Raw genomic sequence first — 18,311 nt, 5'->3', positions numbered from 1 at the left:
CCACTACTTGTCAGGTAGCAAGCACAAAATGGCAGGTAGCAGCCACTACTTGGCTAGGAGGAGCAGCAACAACGCTTCCTAAATACCTTAATTTTCGTTTTCCTCTCTCCAATTCTACTGCGCGGAAAAAACTTTTGCCATAATTACGGACACAAGCTGGGTTAAAACTCAGGTTATACACCTCTTTAAGATAGCGGTACGACTTTAATTGAGGAATTTCTGTCGCGAAGTTGGCCTACCTTAAAATAATTCGAACAAAAAGATAAAAAAGTAAGCCCTTTTTTGAACAAAAAATAGCATTTCTAAATTTAACTATATGACTAGTAGAATAACCCCAAAATAAAACTATTATGGGAAACAAAAATACGCTATCAGACCTACTTGGCCGTTCGAGAAACACGATCAATACGATTACAAAAAATGAAGAAATAAAGCTACGGCTTTTTGACTACGGCTACACTGAAGAAAAATTGGAATCGGGCAATATACTGCTCACTAAAGTGGAGTCATTTTTCGAGCAGCAGAAGCGCGAGCAGGCTACGGCGTTTGCCGCCAGCCAAAAATATCTACTGGGTAAAGAGGCCGCCGATAAAGCCTTCCGCAAGATTATGAAGCTGCTAAGAATTGCAGCAAAAAGTAACGTAGAGCTGCTACATATCCTCCCCAACGAGGTGCAAACTAACAGCACCAACGATTTTTTTAAGACCACCATCCTTCTTTACCAAAATTTGTCGACTCCAAACTTTAAGGATACGCTAGCTACCGTTGGCCTTACACCTGCAAATTTTGCAGAGCTACTAAGTGAGGTGAAGACGCTTCATGTGCTGTATGTAGAGCGAGAAACAGAGGCAGCAGCAGCAACAGCCGCAACCTCGACCAGGGATAAGGAGTTTGACGAGCTGCAAGATTTTTGTAAGGATATCCGAACAATTGCAAAGATAGCAGTAGCCGATAACGAGGCGCTAAAAAATTTGGTGAATAACCTGTAGTACTATACCTGTAGATACAAGAAGGAGGCAACAGACGCCTCCTTTTTACGTTTAGTCCACTCCATAAGAATAGAATCTACCGCCCGTTGATAGATATACATCGCGCTTCTTTCTTCTGAAAGGAGTATTTTAAGCGCTGCCGCCAACTGCCTTTTGCGAAAGATCGACAGCCCCTCACCTCGACAATAAATAGGGTACCGCTACATCAACATCCACAATCAGCGCAGGGAAACATCAGTAGATAAAAAAATCGGGTAATTTTTTTAAGCTGACGCCAGAAAACATCCAAAAAAACGCCGCATCAACCAATCTTTTTGTTAAGTTTGACTCCTTTTTCTAAAATTTAACCACCACTAAAAGGTTCATCTAACAAAAAAAATATGAGTAAAGGGATATCTACACTACTTGCCTTTTTCTTTGCCGTAGCGGCAGCATGGGCGCAGGATCGGCCTACGCTATATGCGCAACGCGACCATGGAATACCGGCGATACCATACGAAGTAACCTACCAGCAGCCCAACGGGCAAACCGTAAGGGTAAATTTAAAAGGGGATGGAGCAGCACACTGGGCCATTACACCCGATGGCTATAAGCTGGTAAAAAATCAGGAAGGAGCCTTCTGCTATGCGGTAGAGGATGCCACCAAGGGCATGAAGGCGTCCAACATTATAGCAAGCGACATCAGCTCGCGCACAAGCTCAGAAAAAACTCTTTTAAAGAGCTTAAATAAAAGCATCACCTACAATCCAACCTACATAGAAAGGAAAAAAGCATCAAGAAGCTTGCTTAAAGCAGGCGAGAAGCCACAAAAGGCGTTTCCAACCAAAGGAAATAGAAAGCTGCTATGCATTTTGGTTAGCTATCAGGATATCAAGTTTCAAAAAACGCAGGCAGAGTTTAACGACCTGTTCAATAAGCAGGGGTATAACACCAACAATGCAACAGGCAGCGTGAAAGATTACTTTTACGACAACAGCTTTCAGCAAATGAACCTTACGGTTGACGTGGTTGGCCCCGTTACCGTATCTCAATCAAGAGCTAGCTACGGAGGGAATAATGCCGATGGGGATGATACCAACCCAGAGGCAATGGTTACTGAAGCGGTAAAGCTCGCCGACCAAAGCGGTGTTGACTTCTCGCAGTACGATAACGATAAGGATGGCACCATTGATGGCGTGTACGTTATTTTCGCGGGTAATGGCGAAGAAGCGGGAGCATCAGCTGACGCAATTTGGTCGCATGCATGGAAAATCCCAACACTAAAACTTGACGGGGTATACGTATCTGCCTACTCCTGCTCACCCGAACTTTATGGTACAAGCAAAACAACAATGACGACCATAGGCGTTATTTGCCACGAGTTTTCGCACGTATGCGGTCTTCCTGACTACTATGATACGGACTACGAAAAATCGGGAGGAGAGTCGGAAAACCTAGGAAACTACGATATCATGGCAGGCGGCAGCTGGAATAACAACGGACGCACACCACCCTTCACCAACAGCTACTCGCGCTACATGCTAGGATGGGGAGATTTGAGAAATTTTAACCCACAAGCCAATAATACGATTACGCCTCACCATAGTACCAGCTATGGCTATAAGATATCGAATAAGGCAAACGAATACTTCATTTTCGAAAACAGACAAAAGGTAAAATGGGACGCCTACATTCCAGGACATGGAATGATTGTTTACCACGCAGTATATAATTCGTCAGTCTGGAACAGAAACGAGATAAATAATGATCCATCAAGTGAATATTTTGAGCTCGTTGATGCAAGCAAACCAGGAGGAACGGCCAACTCGGGAGCCTCACCCTTTCCAGGAACATCGAATATTACCCAAATAACCCCCACCTCGTCTCCAGCAATGGTAAACTGGGATAAAAGTAGCCTTAAAACCTCGCTTACCAACATAAAAGAGGTTGGAGGAAACATTACCACCGATGTTTTTGTAGAGGGTTTAACAAAAACAACCCTTAAGCTGATGAATGGAGCGGCTCCTCTGCCTAACGTAACCGTTAACATATTAGGTTATACGCTTACAACGGATATAAATGGTACCGTTAGTGTTCCGCTAACAAACGGAAATACAACCGCAACCTTCACGTTTAACAGCACCAATAGCTTTGCCTATACATTTGCCATGAATCAGAATGGAGAAACCACCATCAACTTTAAAAAGATTGTTGCTGTTGGAAAAACCAGAATCGGAAGCATTGCAAATGTGGCGCTAAGCATAGCAGAATATGCCAAGCTAAATGTTAGCAGCACCAAAACGTCTGAATGTTTCGTTCCATCCATGGCTAGCAACATTATCTATACAGCACAGCTAAACAGCGTGCAGACGTTAACCGGAAATCTTCCTTCTACAACCAACACTGTGGATACCCTAAAGTTAAGCTATAACGTATATGGCATCTACACCACACAAGGATCGAAAAGTATTGCTAACATAGATCTAAAAACGGAAGAGCTAACCTTTAAAACAGATAATAATGGCTACTTCCTGCTATACATTCCTCTTGATAAGGCTAGCACAACCATCAGCCTTGTGGCTACCGATTTTATTACGAATCCAATTCGTATAGACAATCAAAAAGGAACAGCAGCAAGCTACCGAATAAACCTTGTTTCAAGCAATAGCAAGCCATACAACATAGCACCGAATCCAGTTTCAGCCTCAGATCCTATTCAAATTTACAGCACCAAAGATGCAGCAACAGCCTACATCTACAACCTTAACGGATCGCTGCTGCAAACGGCAAAGCTGACGCTAGGACAGAATACAGTAGATAGATCGATGCTAAACAGCGGCGTTTACCTTGTAAAAATAGAGAGCAGCGAGGGAACGTTTAAAACCAAAATTGTAATTCTTTAAATCAGATAGGTGCGGTAGCTAAGAAATATCGCACCTACCAAACAAAACAATAGCTTACCAGAAATGAAAAGAGTGATACTTTGCCTCGCGCTGCTGATCTCGATAGCAGCATCGGCACAAGAGAAGAAGTTTGCCGTTTACGGCGTAGCTTTCTACAACCTCGAAAACCTATTTGACACCAAGCGTGATACAACCATTAACGATGAGGAGTACACTCCACAGGGTGCCAACGCATGGGACGACAATAAGTACAAATGCAAGCTTAACAACATGGCCTTTGTGCTTAACCAGCTTGGAGAGAAGCTACTTCCGCTTGGCCCTGCGGTAATTGGGGTTGCCGAAGTAGAAAACAGAGGCGTACTGCAAGATTTAACTGCCACTGGCGAGTTTGCTCAGAAGGGATACCAAATTGTACACTACGACTCGCCAGACCGTCGTGGTATAGACGTGGCCCTGCTTTACAACCCAAAACTTTTTACGGTAGAATCGAGCAAGGCTATTCCACTTCGATTTCCCGATGAGCCAAATTTCCTTACCCGCGACCAGCTGCTGGTAACAGGATATCTTGCCGGAGATAAGGTTAACGTGATTGTAGCCCACTGGCCATCGCGCCGTGGAGGAAAGGAGTCTAACTCGAGAGTAACCGCAGCAGCCCTTGGTAAGCACATCATCGACTCGCTATACAAGGCCGATCCGGAGGCAAAGGTTATCTACATGGGCGACCTTAACGACGATCCGTTTGATAAGAGCACCTCGGAGGTAATTGGAGCCAAGAAGGAGGCTAAAGATGTAGCTAAAGAAGGTATGTTTAACCCATTCTGGAATATCCTTGCAAGCGGAGTTGGCTCGCTTGCCTACAACGGCAGCTGGAACCTTTTCGACCAAATAATGGTATCGGGCAACCTTTTAGGGAAAGACCGCAGCTCCATCAAATTCTGGAAGGCCGAAGTGTTTAATAAGGACTTTCTAATTCAGCAAGATGGCCAGTTTAAGGGATACCCCAAGCGTACGCACGGCAAAGGCATTTGGCTAAACGGCTACAGCGACCACTTCCCTACCCTGATTTATCTGCTAAAACAGCAATAAAAATAGCATTAACGCATAGTAAAGAGCGAAACCTTTCATGGTTTCGCTCTTTTTGCTTGTAGCAATTAGCCTCTAAGGCCTCCCTCTTTTTGCGTGATGCACCACAATAAAAAGGATTGGCTTCCTTATTGTAACATTTTGCCTACTTTTGGGCACAAAAGAGTTAAGCTAGCCATGATAAAAAATACCATAGCAGACAAATTCCAGATAATACTGGCTTCTAAATCGCCACGACGACGCCAGCTGCTAGCGGATGCTGGATTTGAGTTTACCCTTGCCGATAACATCGACGTAGAAGAGGTTTACCCAGCCAACCTTGCCGCCGAGGAGGTGGCCGAATTCCTATCGAACCTAAAGGCTGATGCATACCCAACAGCCCTAGTTGCCAACGAGGTGCTCATCACCTCCGATACCGTAGTGGTTGCCGAAGGCGAGGTGCTAGGAAAGCCGACAGACTACGAAGATGCCTTTCGGATGATACGGCTCATGTCGGGCAAAATGCACAAGGTTATTACAGCGGTGTGCATCCGAACTGCAACGCAAAAGATCTCCTTTTCTGACGAATGCGACGTATTCTTCGACGATTTAACCGACGAGGAGATAGCCTTCTACATCAATCACTATAAGCCATACGACAAAGCAGGTGCCTACGGCATTCAGGAGTGGATTGGCTACGTCGGTATCAAAAAGATAGAAGGATCATTCTTTACCGTTATGGGATTCCCTATCCATAGAGTTTACCAGGAGCTGAAGAAGCTGCAGTAGTCCTGCGGGCATAGCATTTGTATAAAAAGCAAAACCAAACAACCACACGATGAAACGAAAGTAATAATGCTACGTCATTAGCAACAATTCAATTCATCCGCTATTAAAACAACAATATCAATGAAAAAACTAACCCTTAGCCTACTTTTAATTGTAGCATTTAGTGGCTGGTCGCGTGCCGACGAAGGTATGTGGCTTCCCATTTTTGCCGAAAAGTACAACCTTAAAGCCATGAAGGATAAAGGCTTTAAGCTAACCGCTGAAGATATTTACAGCGAGAACCAGAATTCGCTAAAGGAGGCTGTAGTTCTATTTGGCCGTGGCTGTACTGGCGAGATTATCTCTAAGGAGGGATTGGTAATTACCAACCACCACTGCGGATTCGACAACATTCAATCGCATAGCAGCGTGGAGCACGACTACCTGAAAAATGGTTTTTGGGCTTACAAGCTGGGCGATGAGCTTCCTAACCCAGGGCTTTCTGTAAAGATCCTGGTAAAGATGGAGGATGTAACATCGCAGGTGCTAAAAGGTGTTACCGCACAAATGGCCGAAAAAGATCGCCAAACAACCATTAAAAATAACAGTAAAGACATCCTAAAAAAGGTTGAAGCAGCGACTGGCTGCAAGGCAACCGTAGAAGCGATGTTTTACGGAAACCAGTACATGCTTTTTGTTTACGAAGAGTACAAGGATGTACGCCTTGTTGGCGCTCCACCATCAGCCATTGGTAAGTTTGGTGGCGACACCGACAACTGGATGTGGCCTCGCCATACTGGAGACTTTTCGCTGTTCCGTATCTATGCAGATAAGAATAATAAGCCAGCCTCCTACTCTCCCAACAACGTTCCGTTTAAACCTAGCCGCAGCCTAAAAATCTCCCTAAAAGGAATTAAGGAAGGAGACTTTACTATGGTATATGGCTACCCTGGACGCACACAGGAATACCTTCCAGCCTCATCTATTAAGCTAATAACCGAAGTTAGCAACCCCAATAAGATCCGTCTTCGTACCAAGCGTCTCGATATTCAAAATGCGGAGATGAGCAAAAATCAGGCAGTCCGTATTCAGTATGCCGCAAAAAATGCCAGCATTGCCAATGCCTGGAAGAAATGGCAGGGAGAGCTTAAGGGGCTTGTACGCCTTAATGCGGTGGCCAAAAAGCAGCAATTTGAATCGGAATTTACCGCATGGGCAAAGGCAAATGGGAAAACCCAATTTGCGGATGTTGTTGCCCTGCTAGACGCCAACAACGCTGCCTCAACCACCCTTACCATTGCAAAGGATTTTCAAACGGAGGCCCTTTGGTCTATCGAATCTGCACGCTTTGCAGCCGCCTTCGATTCGCTAGTTATCCTATCGAAGGATAAGCAACCAAATGCCGACGCCATAAAGCGCCAAACAGATAAGCTTAAAAAGATTGCGGATGGCTTCTTTAAAGACTACTACCGTCCAATCGATCAGCAAACCTTTGTGGCAATGCTAGAGGAGTTTGACGCTAACGTTCCGACAAGCTTTAAGCCAGCCATTATAGCCAACCTTAAAGCTAAGTATAAGGGTTTTGACAAGCTGGCCGAAAAGGTTTATGCAAAATCAATCTTTAGCAATCAGGATCAGTTCAACGAGCTTATCAACAGCTACGCACCTAAACGCTATAAGGTGATCGACGAAGACCCAATCTTCCAAATCGTAATGGCCGTAAACAACCTCTACAAAGAAACGGTGGATAAGCCTCTGCAAGATCTTCGTAACGAACAAAATCTGCTACTACGTACCTACATGCAGGGACAAATGGAATTCCAACCACAAAAAGTGTTCTATCCCGACGCTAACTCGACTCTTCGCATTGCCTACGGTAAGGTAGAAGGTTACATGCCTGTAGATGCCGTAAAATACCACTACCAATCGACGATTGAAGGTATTATGCAAAAGGATAACCCCAATATTTACGACTACGACGTACCTGCTAAGCTTCGCGAACTTTACAAAACCAAAGATTATGGTAGATACGCCGTTAACGGAACCGTACCTGTAGCATTTACAGCTAGCAACCATACAACAGGAGGAAACTCGGGTAGCCCCGTTCTGGATGCCGAAGGCAACCTTATTGGTGTTAACTTCGACCGCTGCTGGGAGGGAACCATGAGCGACCTCATGTACGATCCGGATCAATGCCGTAATATCACCCTAGATATTCGCTATGCGCTTTTCATCATCGACAAGTATGCGGGTGCCAAACGTCTTATAGACGAAATGGATATTGTACAATAAAAACTTCCCTATATAAGAAGACCTGCCTAGCAATTTAGGCAGGTCTTCTTTTTTATACCCATCAAAATTAGAGACTAGCCATACAATTTAAAAAAATTTACAGCGTATTTCGGGGAGAAGCCCCCTCCTGCTCTAAACATCCCGTTGGAATGCCTCTGTTTTTAGAATCAATTTAAATTACATTTCCAACACCCCGTTTTATTGTTAATTGTCCTTAAATATCCTACATTTCGCAAAAGAGGTATCCCTCTTAAGCATAAAAGCAAAACCTATTAGCGAGCATTGGGAGGTTATAAATCGATTTTATCAGTAACCTTTTAATACACCTCAGCCCTAAACAACTATTTGTATGAAGATATCGGAAATAGCGCAACTAGTAGATGCAAAAGTCTTATCGGGAAAAGATAAGCTTGGAATGGACGTGCAGCAAGGCTTTTCATCAGATCTTATGAGCGATGTACTCACGCTTACAACCAACGATGTGGTGCTAATTACAGGTCTAGCCAACCTTCAAGCAGTGCGCACTGCCGAGATGTCTGACATCCCTGTTGTTCTTTTTGTTCGCAACAAAAAAATAGGTGGAGATATTATTGATTTGGCGGAAGAACTTGGCTTGGTAATTCTTAAAACAGAATACTCCATGTTCAAAACCGCTGGGCGCCTATATCAAGCCGGTTTAGAACCCGTTTTTTAGCAGCCATGCTACTAGAATACAACGTAGAAGGAGGAGACTTCGCCCGTGCAGGTTGGGCTTCCAGTCAAGTCAAAAAAGTTTTGAAGCAGATTGGTGTAGACCAAAATGTAATCAAACGGGTGGTAGTGGCGCTTTACGAAGCCGAGGTTAATATTGTAGCCCACGCCTACCGCGGGGTAATATCGGTAGATATAAATGCCGAACAAATAATTATGAAGCTGGAGGACGAAGGTCCTGGAATTCCAGATATTCCACTTGCGATGCAAAAGGGATACTCGACAGCCTCTCCTCAAGTTAGAGAAATGGGATTTGGAGCAGGTATGGGGCTACCCAACATCGAAACCAACTCCGACAAGTTTGAAATTCGAACAGAGATAGGGCGAGGAACCACGCTCGAAATAACGATACATCTAAATCCTCAATCGTAGAAAATGAGCACACAGCAATTCTTTCATGCGCTGAAGATACTGGAGGATGTCTGCATCGGATGCTCCCACTGCGTAAGAGTATGCCCTACCGAGGCATTACGCATTAGGGAAGGGAAATCGCATCTTTACCCCGACCGATGCGTGGATTGCGGCGAATGCTACCGCGTTTGTCCGGTGAATGCCATTATCAACAACCACGACGATTTTGACAAGATTTTCAAGTATAAGCATCGAGTAGCCCTTGTTCCATCCATCGTTCTTGGCCAGTTTAAAGACGGAATTGAACCCGAACACGTATTTTCGGTACTAAAAGGGCTCGGCTTTACCGACATCATCGAAGGAGAAGAAGGTGCCCGCATTTTGATCGACCTAGTAAACGAAAGAGTCAAAGACAAAAGCGTAGAACATCCTATTATATCCTCCTTCTGCCCTGCTGTTGTTCGCCTTATTCAGGTTAACTTCCCTGGGCTAACCCCCAACATCATGCCTATAAAAGCGCCGCTCGACTTTTCCGCAATGTACATTCGGCAGAAATATCGGGATATGGGAGTTGACGATAGCGATGTTGGTATTTTTTACATCACCCCCTGTGCTGCAAAAATAGTAGCGATAGTCTCCCCTGTAGCCGACGATACCCAAACCATAAATGGATTCATCAACCTCGATTTTATCTACAATAAGGTAATGAAGGTCATAAAGTCGGTGGGAGGACCAAAAAATATTGAACCAGATAGAAAATCAAACCTCGATTCGACCCAAATTCTTTGGGCTCTAACAGGAGGCGAAGCATCTAACATAAAAGGACGATCGCTATCCATCGATGGGATGAAAAACGTCATCGACTTTCTGGAGAAGCTGGAAAATGAGGAAATTGACAACGTCGATTTTCTGGAGCTAAGGATGTGCGACCAAAGCTGTGCTGGAGGTATTCTTGCACCAGCAAATAGGTTTTTGGTTGTAGAACGAATGCAAAAACGGTCCAAAAATGTTGATCTCTCGACACTAAACTTGGACATCGATCGCTACGCCGAGCGGCTAAAAGAGCAAGCGTTTACGGAGGAGATACGTCCCCGAACAACGCTTCGTTTTGATGTAGACGTAAGTCGGGCAATCGCCAAAATGGAAAAGGTAAGACGGTTAATGTGCTTTCTTCCTGGAATAGACTGCTCGGTATGTGGAGCCCCTACATGCCAAGCGCATGCCGAAGATGTTGTACAAGGCCGATCGACAATAACGAATTGCATATTTCTCCAAAAGACACTCGAGAAGCAAGGACTACTTGACAGCAAGCATGCCTACCGAATGATTGAGAAGCTTTGGGGTAAAGATAGATTTGATAAAAACTGTACAAAAAGAGGAGCAAAAAATGAACGTGGCGAAAATTACTGAGGCACTCCACCTAAAAGTATGTTCAGGAGAGGCGGGTCTTCAGAACGAAGTTATTGGAGGTTACGCATCGGACCTGCTAAGTGATGTAATGGGCAACGCACAAGCAGGAAACATTTGGGTAACCCTACAAACACACAAAAATGTAATGGCAATTGCCAGCTTAAAAGATATCTCGGCAGTTGTATTGGTAAAAGGGCTGCAACCCGACACGGATACCCTTGTCCAAAGCAACGAAGAGGGAATCCCTGTTCTTAGTACGGATCAAGATGCATTTACCATCATAGGAAAGCTTTACGAACTTTTAAAGGAGTAAACTACAGCTACAATGATTGCGTACAAAGCGGACCTACATATCCATACGGTCATATCGCCCTGCGGCGATTTGGAAATGAGCCCATGCAACATAGTTGCAAAAGCGAAGGAAAAAGGGCTCAGCATCATTGGTATTGCCGATCACAATTGTACCAAGCACGGTCCTCTAATAAGTAGCTTAGCCGCCAAAGAGGATATATACGTTTTAATGGGAGCAGAAGTCACCACCAAAGAGGAGGCCCATTGCCTCTGCTTTTTCCCTAACGGGGAAACTCTTTCCATCTTCCAGTCTTTTCTTGACGAAAAACTTCCTCCACTACCTCTCGACACCAAACATTTTGGCTTTCAAGTTGTGGTTAACGAGCAGGAAGAAATAGTAGAAGAACTCCCCTACCTGCTTATAACGGCAATAGATGCCAGCATTGAGCAAGTAGAGCAAAAAGTACATGAGCTTGATGGACTCTTTATTCCAGCGCACATAAACAAAAATAAGTTTAGCGTGATATCCCAACTCGGATTCATTCCCTTCGATCTAAACTACGATGCGCTAGAAATATCCCCCCATACAACCAAGCCTAAATTCTGCTTAACGCTCCCATTACTCGAGCAAAAAACATTTATTCAATGCTCCGATGCTCACCTCATCGATGGTATCGGATGCGCATATACAAACTTTTACATCGAAAATAAATCTTTCGATGAAATAAAAATGGCCTTGCACAACCAGCAAGGCCGATACGTTGAAATACCATGAAAGACCTATCACTCCATATACTAGATATTGTACAAAATTCGACCAGAGCACAAGCCTCGTTGGTTGAAATCGGGGTAGAAGAAAATACCGAAACGAATCTAATTTCCATTTTTATTAAGGACAATGGAACAGGAATGCCTCCTGAGATGGTAGAACAAGTTAGCGATCCTTTTGTGACATCGCGAACAACCAGAAAGGTAGGTATGGGTATACCATTATTCAAACAAAGCGCAGAGCAAAGTGGAGGACACCTCAACATATTCTCTGAGCTGGGTGTTGGAACAACCCTCGTTGTCACATTCAAACTTGACAACATAGATACGCCTCCACTTGGAGACCTTTCAGGCGTTATTGCCATGACTGTATCAGGAAATCCCAACATCGACTTTATATTCTCCTACAAGTACAATAATTTGCTTTACGAATTTGACACTCGAGAAATAAAACAGATACTAGGAAACACTCCTATAACGGAACCCAAAATAGCAGCCTTTTTACGGGATATGATAAAAGAAAACGTCGAAGAAATAAAGAGCAAAAGCACCCTTTGAGGTGCTTTTTTTAACAGTTTAAACACCAACAATACCAATTAAACAAAATACGAATATAATGTTAAACAAAAACATTTAACGATATACTAAAAGCACTTTCATCAATTTCAATTACAATATGAAACCAAATAAAATTTTATAATTTTAAATTAATCCAAATAACAACTACAAGCAAACTCTTCAATTTTAACACTAAGATTACAGCCTGTTATTAATTTCACATATATTTGAAAGCAATTGGAAAATACGACTGGATAATTGATATACTATGACAAAAGTTAAATCTTTGGCTGATCTGAAACAGATGAAAGCCGACCTAGAGGCTAAGGTAAACCTTAGAGAAAAGGCAGAAACAATGGAAGATCATGTGCAGGTTAAGGTTGCCATGGCAACTTGTGGCATTGCTTCTGGCGCAAAAGTAGTAATGGACCACCTTATAGAGGAGTTCGACAAACGGGGCATCTCTGCAGTTGTTACGCAAACGGGTTGCATGGGGTACTGCTATGCAGAACCAACCATCGAGGTAACCCTTCCTGGGCAAGAACCTGTTGTTTTCGGTTACGTAGACAATAAAAAGGCTGACGAGATCATCGAAAAGTACATCAAGAATGGCGAGCTAGTGGATGGAATCATTCCAGTAAACTACCAATCTATTAAATAGATAAAAGGAGGCACTAAGAATGACAAAATACAAAATGCACATTCTTGTATGTGGTGGTACAGGATGTAGAGCATCAGAAAGCGATGCGATTGTTGCCAACTTGAAGCAGGAACTTGAAGCCAACGGGCTAGAAAAAGACATTCAGGTTATTATGACAGGCTGCTTTGGATTCTGTGAAAAAGGGCCTATCGTAAAAATTATGCCCGACAATACTTTTTACGTACAAGTTCGTCCTGAGGATGTAAAAGAAATTATTGCGGAGCACATTATAAAGGGACGTAAGGTAAACCGCCTTCTTTATAGCGATCCTAACTCGCAAGAGCACATAGCAGACTCCAAGCATATGGAGTTTTACAAAAAGCAAATTCGCATAGCCCTTCGTAACTGCGGATTTATCAACCCAGAAAACATTGACGAGTACATTGCTCGCGATGGATATATGGCATTAGGAAAATCACTTACGGAGCTTACTCCTCAACAAGTTATTGATGAGATTAAGAAATCTGGACTACGTGGCCGCGGAGGTGGTGGATTCCCTACGGGTTTAAAGTGGGAGCTTGCATCTAAAAATCAAGCCGACCAAAAATACGTAGTATGTAATGCCGACGAAGGCGACCCTGGTGCCTTTATGGATCGTTCCATATTAGAAGGAGACCCCCACTCTGTTATTGAAGCCATGGCCATCTGTGGTTACACTATGGGAGCCAATAAAGGGCTTGTATACATCCGTGCAGAATATCCTCTTGCCATCCATCGCCTAAAGGTAGCCCTTAAGCAAGCTCGCGAATACGGACTACTCGGCAGCGACATTATGGGCACTGGCTTCGATTTTGATATTGAGATTCGTTATGGAGCCGGAGCTTTTGTTTGTGGCGAAGAGACTGCGCTCATCCACTCGATGGAAGGGCTTAGAGGAGAACCGACCGTAAAACCTCCATTCCCGGCAGAATCGGGATATAAAGAAAAACCAACCAACGTAAATAACGTTGAAACGTTCGCAAACGTTCCAGTTATCCTTTTGAATGGTGCCGACTGGTTTGCTAAAATAGGAACTGAGAAATCTAAAGGAACCAAAGTATTTGCATTAGCGGGCAAAATCAACAACGTTGGCCTTATTGAAGTTCCAATGGGAACCACACTTCGCGAAGTTATCTTCGAAATTGGAGGTGGCATCAAGAATGGCAAAAAGTTCAAAGCGGTTCAAACTGGTGGACCATCAGGTGGCTGTTTAACCGAGAAACATCTCGATACCCCTATCGATTTTGATAACCTAATATCCGTAGGCTCGATGATGGGCTCTGGAGGTATGATCGTTATGGACGAAGACGACTGTATGGTTTCCGTAGCCAAATTCTTCCTCGAATTTACAGTTGAAGAATCGTGCGGAAAGTGTGCTCCTTGCCGCATCGGGAACAAGCGCCTTTTCGAACTTCTTGATAGAATTACAAAAGGACACGGTACTATGGAAGACCTAGATCGCCTTCGCAACCTATCCCATGTAATTAAAGATACATCGCTTTGTGGTCTAGGACAAACGTCTCCCAATCCGGTACTATCAACTCTCGAAAATTTCTACCACGAATATCTCGATCACGTAACCGAAAAGAAGTGTACGGCTGGTCAGTGTAAGGCTCTTATGAACTACGTTATTGATCCAGACGCTTGTGTTGGATGTACCGCATGTTCTAGAAACTGCCCTGTAAACGCAATTACAGGCGAGCGTAAACAGCCTCACGTTATCAACCCTACAACTTGTATTAAGTGTGGAGCGTGTATGGAGAAATGTAAATTTAGTGCTATCAGCATAAAATAGTTGGGACGAAAATGGAAACAATTAAACTCACAATAGACCACCGCGAAGTAGAGGTTGAAAAAGGTACAACAATCTACAAAGCGGCAAAGAGCCTAGGTATTGATATACCAGTTCTTTGCTACATGAATCTGGAAGATTTAAAAATTGAGAATAAGCCTGCAGGCTGCCGTATTTGCGTTGTAGAGGTAGAGGGACGCAGAAACCTTGCTCCTTCGTGCAATACCATTGCAACCGAAGGTATGGTAGTCAGAACAAACACCATGCGAGTACTTAACGCTCGTAAAACGGTTCTGGAACTGATACTCTCAGATCACCCTAAAGACTGCCTTACATGCCCCAAATCGGGTCGTTGCGATCTTCAAAATATGGCCGTAAGGTTAGGTGTTCGCCACATTCCAGGACAGGAGTACGCTGAAATGTCGACCTACAAGGTAGACTATTCGCCCTCCATTATTCGCGATATGGACAAATGTATCATGTGCCGTCGTTGCGAAACCATGTGCAATAACTTCCAAACGGTTGGAGCATTAAGCGCCATCAACCGCGGTTTTATGGCTGTTGTTGCGCCTGCCTTTGAGCAAGATCTAGAAAAATCGCCATGCACCTACTGTGGACAATGCGTTGCCGTATGTCCAACAGGAGCTCTTACCGAGGTTGATCACACGCCAAAGGTTGTACGCGATTTAGCAAATCCTAAGAAAACAGTAATTGTACAAACCGCTCCTGCAGTTCGCGCTGCCCTTGGAGAAGAGTTTGGAATGGCACCAGGTACACTTGTCACAGGTAAGCTGGCTGCCGCCCTTCGCCGTCTTGGCTTCGATTATGTTTTTGACACCGATTTTGCGGCCGACTTAACCATTATGGAAGAGGGCACCGAGCTGCTAAATCGCCTATCAAGGCATCTTGCTGGTGATAAGAATGTAAACCTTCCAATCCTCACATCATGCTGTCCAGGTTGGGTTAACTTCTTCGAGACCAACTACCCAGACATGCTTAATATCCCGTCAACCGCTCGCTCGCCACAGCAAATGTTTGGCGCTATCGCAAAAACATATTTTGCAGATAAGGTCAACGTAAAGCGCGAAGACTTGGTGGTTGTTTCTATTATGCCTTGCCTTGCCAAAAAATACGAATGCCAACGCGAAGAATTTAGCGTAAACGGGAATCCCGATGTAGACTACGCCGTTTCTACCCGCGAGCTAGCCCACCTTATTAAGGAGGCAAACATCAACTTTAACGACCTTCCGGAAGAAGACTTTGATAAGCCACTAGGTGAATCTACCGGTGCTGCTGTGATTTTCGGAGCTACAGGTGGGGTTATTGAAGCTGCAACACGTACTGCTTACGAGGTATTTACCAAGAAAACACTAGAAAAGGTAGATTTCCACCAGCTACGAGGAATGGAAGGTATTCGCTCGGCAACGGTAGATTTTAATGGTACCGAAATTAAAATCGGTATTGCGCACGGACTTGGAAATGCCCGCAAACTGCTAGATCGGATTCGTTCGGGCGAAGAGCAGTATCATGCCATTGAAGTTATGGCATGTCCTGGTGGATGTATTGGTGGTGGTGGACAGCCTTTACACCACGGTGATGCCCGCATTTTAACGGCTCGTACCATGGCAATCTATCGCGAAGATGCCAATAAGCCTTGCAGAAAATCGCATGAGAACCCATATATTACCAAACTTTATGAAGAGTTTTTGGGTGCTCCTATGAGCGAAAAGGCTCACCATCTACTTCACACGCACTACTTCGACAAAAGCAAGAGCGAAATCATCATCACTAAAGACTAAGGAGGTACCACCATGTCACATATAAAGTTAGAGCTAAAACAAAGCCAGCTCAATAAAATTGAGGAGATCTGCAAAAACTTCAACAACGACGAAGGAGAGCTGATCAACGTTCTTCATAAAACACAGGAAGAGTTTGGCTACCTACCTGCCGAAGTACAAGAGGTTATTGCAAAGGAGCTGAACATTTCGGTAGCTAAAGTTTACGGAGTGGTTACCTTTTACTCCTTCTTCAATATGCTTCCTAAGGGTAAATTTCCTATATCAATATGTACAGGAACTGCATGCTACGTACGTGGAGCAGAAAAGGTGCTGGACGAATTTAAGCGGACGCTTAACATTGCCGTAGGTGAAACTACTGCCGATGGTAAGTTTTCGTTAAGCTGCCTACGCTGCGTAGGAGCCTGCGGCCTTGCCCCTGTAGTTACCATTGGCGAAAAAGTATACGGTCGCGTTTCTCCCGATGGTGTTCGTGAGATTTTAGCGGAATACGAGGATCGATAGCGTAAATGTTATATTGTGCAAGGGAGATACCATTACGGTATCTCCCTTGTTACTTTTTACACTCTTAAACAAATACATTCCATACATTTGCGCCTAATTTAATCTACGGAAACCACAATAAAATGACGTTTAAAATTGCTGACACGAGAAGGTGCTTACTTCTCCTTTGCTTTGCATTCTTATGCCACACGCCCGCTCAATCGCAGGAAGCGCCCCCGCCCTTAGGCGATACGACAATCCTCAAACAGGCTTGGACAACTACCCCCGACAACAAAAATAGCCCAACGCCCCAATTTGTATTTCTCACGCCCAACAAGAAATTTTCGCTACAGATAGCTGGCCACCTAAACGTAACAGCCAACTACGACTTCAACGGCTTTGTTCATGGGCCTGATTTCATCCCCACCCTCATCGAAACCCCCAACAGCACCATTAAAGATGGACAGCTTAACCTCGATATCAAAACCTCCAGGCTATCCTTTCGGGTTATCGACTACAACGTAAACGGAAAAAACCTCGAAGCCTACTTCGAAACTGACTTCAGGGGCGCCAACAAAACTCTTCGAATTCGTCGAGGATTTATTTCCTATGCTGGATTTCTTGTTGGACAAGAGTGGACCACCATGATGGATCTCGACGCTTTCCCTAATATGATTAACTTTCAGGGACCCAACGCCGCGTTTGCCAACTGGCCTATAATGATCAGGTATACGCATCGGCTAACCGATAACCTAGAAGGCTGCATTGCCCTTGAGGAACCTTACTTTTCGTTAAACCAAGATGGCCTAAACAGCCGCTTTATAAGCAAGCCTCAAACACTTCCAAACGTTCCTGTGTACATCCAGTACGCTAAAAATGGTAATCACCTACGTCTAACTGGCCTTTTCAACCCGATGTCCTACCACAATCAGGACATCAACAAAAACTATAATGCCTACGGATGGACTGTTCAGCTATCTGGTTTAGCGAAATTCACATCTAAATTCACAGCCTCCTTCAACGCCCTATACGGCAAGGGTGTGGCCAATCTCACCCAAGATTTTTACGACTTAGGCTACAACTTAATTCCGAACACCAGCAATACCAACCTGCTAAAACCACTCCCAATGCTTTCGGCCTATGGAGTGCTAAGTTACAGCATCCGCCCCAACCTTTCCATTACTGGCGGATACAGCTTCGTAAAGTTTGACCATAACGAAGCCTCGTACGAAAAGTGGTATAAAAAGGGAGAGATGATATGGGGAACCATATTCTGGAACCCAATCGAGTATTTTCAGGTTGGGTTGGAGTACACCTGGGGGCAGCGAATCAACGTAAATAAAGATAACGGCAGCGCCAACCGAATTGCAGCAATGATTCAGTACAACTTCTAGGTAACACAAGACATCACATAAAGAAGCAAGTTTCAGATAAAAGAAC

General features: G+C 44.1%; 16 protein-coding genes. All 16 read left to right on the top strand.

Going from position 1 to position 18,311, the window contains the following annotated elements; translation table 11 throughout:
* The first annotated feature begins 350 nt into the window (after positions 1–350).
* The 16 genes from L990_RS14940 to L990_RS14865 all read left to right on the top strand — a co-directional run bounded on the left by L990_RS14940 (position 351) and on the right by L990_RS14865 (position 18,265).
* Positions 351–989: a hypothetical protein gene (locus L990_RS14940; RefSeq protein ID WP_047451024.1), complete on the top strand. Its 639-nt coding sequence runs from the start codon at positions 351–353 to the stop codon at positions 987–989.
* Between the two features lie 380 nt (positions 990–1,369).
* Complete coding sequence (locus tag L990_RS14935) at positions 1,370–3,871, top strand: M6 family metalloprotease domain-containing protein (protein WP_047451022.1); 2,502 nt, start codon at positions 1,370–1,372, stop codon at positions 3,869–3,871.
* Positions 3,872–3,934: 63 nt separating this feature from the next.
* Positions 3,935–4,957: an endonuclease/exonuclease/phosphatase family protein gene (locus L990_RS14930; protein WP_052181061.1), complete on the top strand. Its 1,023-nt coding sequence runs from the start codon at positions 3,935–3,937 to the stop codon at positions 4,955–4,957.
* 174 nt (positions 4,958–5,131) lie between these two features.
* Positions 5,132–5,722, top strand: coding sequence for a Maf family nucleotide pyrophosphatase (locus tag L990_RS14925; RefSeq protein WP_047451026.1), 591 nt, complete (start codon positions 5,132–5,134; stop codon positions 5,720–5,722).
* Positions 5,723–5,842: 120 nt separating this feature from the next.
* Positions 5,843–7,993: a S46 family peptidase gene (locus L990_RS14920; protein WP_047451020.1), complete on the top strand. Its 2,151-nt coding sequence runs from the start codon at positions 5,843–5,845 to the stop codon at positions 7,991–7,993.
* 349 nt (positions 7,994–8,342) lie between these two features.
* Positions 8,343–8,687: a DRTGG domain-containing protein gene (locus L990_RS14915; RefSeq protein WP_047451018.1), complete on the top strand. Its 345-nt coding sequence runs from the start codon at positions 8,343–8,345 to the stop codon at positions 8,685–8,687.
* A gap of 5 nt (positions 8,688–8,692) precedes the next feature.
* A complete protein-coding gene (locus L990_RS14910; protein WP_047451016.1) occupies positions 8,693–9,115 on the top strand; it encodes an ATP-binding protein in 423 nt (140 codons plus the stop codon).
* 3 nt (positions 9,116–9,118) lie between these two features.
* The gene (locus L990_RS14905; RefSeq protein WP_047451014.1) at positions 9,119–10,504 is read left to right on the top strand and encodes a [Fe-Fe] hydrogenase large subunit C-terminal domain-containing protein; all 1,386 of its coding nucleotides are present in this window, start codon (positions 9,119–9,121) and stop codon (positions 10,502–10,504) included.
* Positions 10,482–10,817 (top strand): DRTGG domain-containing protein, encoded by a 336-nt coding sequence (locus tag L990_RS14900; RefSeq protein WP_047451011.1) that lies wholly within the window; start codon positions 10,482–10,484, stop codon positions 10,815–10,817. The genes L990_RS14905 and L990_RS14900 overlap by 23 nt, the downstream gene beginning before the upstream one ends.
* 12 nt (positions 10,818–10,829) lie before the next feature.
* Complete coding sequence (locus L990_RS14895; RefSeq protein ID WP_047451010.1) at positions 10,830–11,570, top strand: PHP domain-containing protein; 741 nt, start codon at positions 10,830–10,832, stop codon at positions 11,568–11,570.
* Complete coding sequence (locus tag L990_RS14890) at positions 11,567–12,121, top strand: ATP-binding protein (RefSeq protein WP_047451008.1); 555 nt, start codon at positions 11,567–11,569, stop codon at positions 12,119–12,121. The genes L990_RS14895 and L990_RS14890 overlap by 4 nt, the downstream gene beginning before the upstream one ends.
* A 268-nt stretch (positions 12,122–12,389) precedes the next feature.
* Entirely contained in the window at positions 12,390–12,782 is a 393-nt protein-coding gene (locus tag L990_RS14885; RefSeq protein ID WP_047451006.1) for a (2Fe-2S) ferredoxin domain-containing protein, read from the top strand.
* Between the two features lie 19 nt (positions 12,783–12,801).
* On the top strand, positions 12,802–14,595 hold the full coding sequence (locus tag L990_RS14880) for an NADH-quinone oxidoreductase subunit NuoF (RefSeq protein WP_047451005.1): 1,794 nt from the start codon (positions 12,802–12,804) through the stop codon (positions 14,593–14,595).
* Positions 14,596–14,606: 11 nt separating this feature from the next.
* Positions 14,607–16,391, top strand: coding sequence for an NADH-dependent [FeFe] hydrogenase, group A6 (locus L990_RS14875; protein WP_047451003.1), 1,785 nt, complete (start codon positions 14,607–14,609; stop codon positions 16,389–16,391).
* Positions 16,392–16,403: 12 nt separating this feature from the next.
* On the top strand, positions 16,404–16,892 hold the full coding sequence (gene nuoE / locus L990_RS14870) for an NADH-quinone oxidoreductase subunit NuoE (protein ID WP_047451001.1): 489 nt from the start codon (positions 16,404–16,406) through the stop codon (positions 16,890–16,892).
* 122 nt (positions 16,893–17,014) lie between these two features.
* Positions 17,015–18,265: a DcaP family trimeric outer membrane transporter gene (locus tag L990_RS14865; RefSeq protein WP_047450999.1), complete on the top strand. Its 1,251-nt coding sequence runs from the start codon at positions 17,015–17,017 to the stop codon at positions 18,263–18,265.
* Positions 18,266–18,311 lie beyond the last annotated feature (46 nt).

The sequence above is a fragment of the Alistipes sp. ZOR0009 genome (assembly GCF_000798815.1).
Classification (GTDB): Bacteria; Bacteroidota; Bacteroidia; order Bacteroidales; family ZOR0009; genus Acetobacteroides.
The sequence above is the reverse complement of the archived record's forward strand: the minus strand, read 5'-3'. Positions and strand labels throughout refer to the sequence as shown.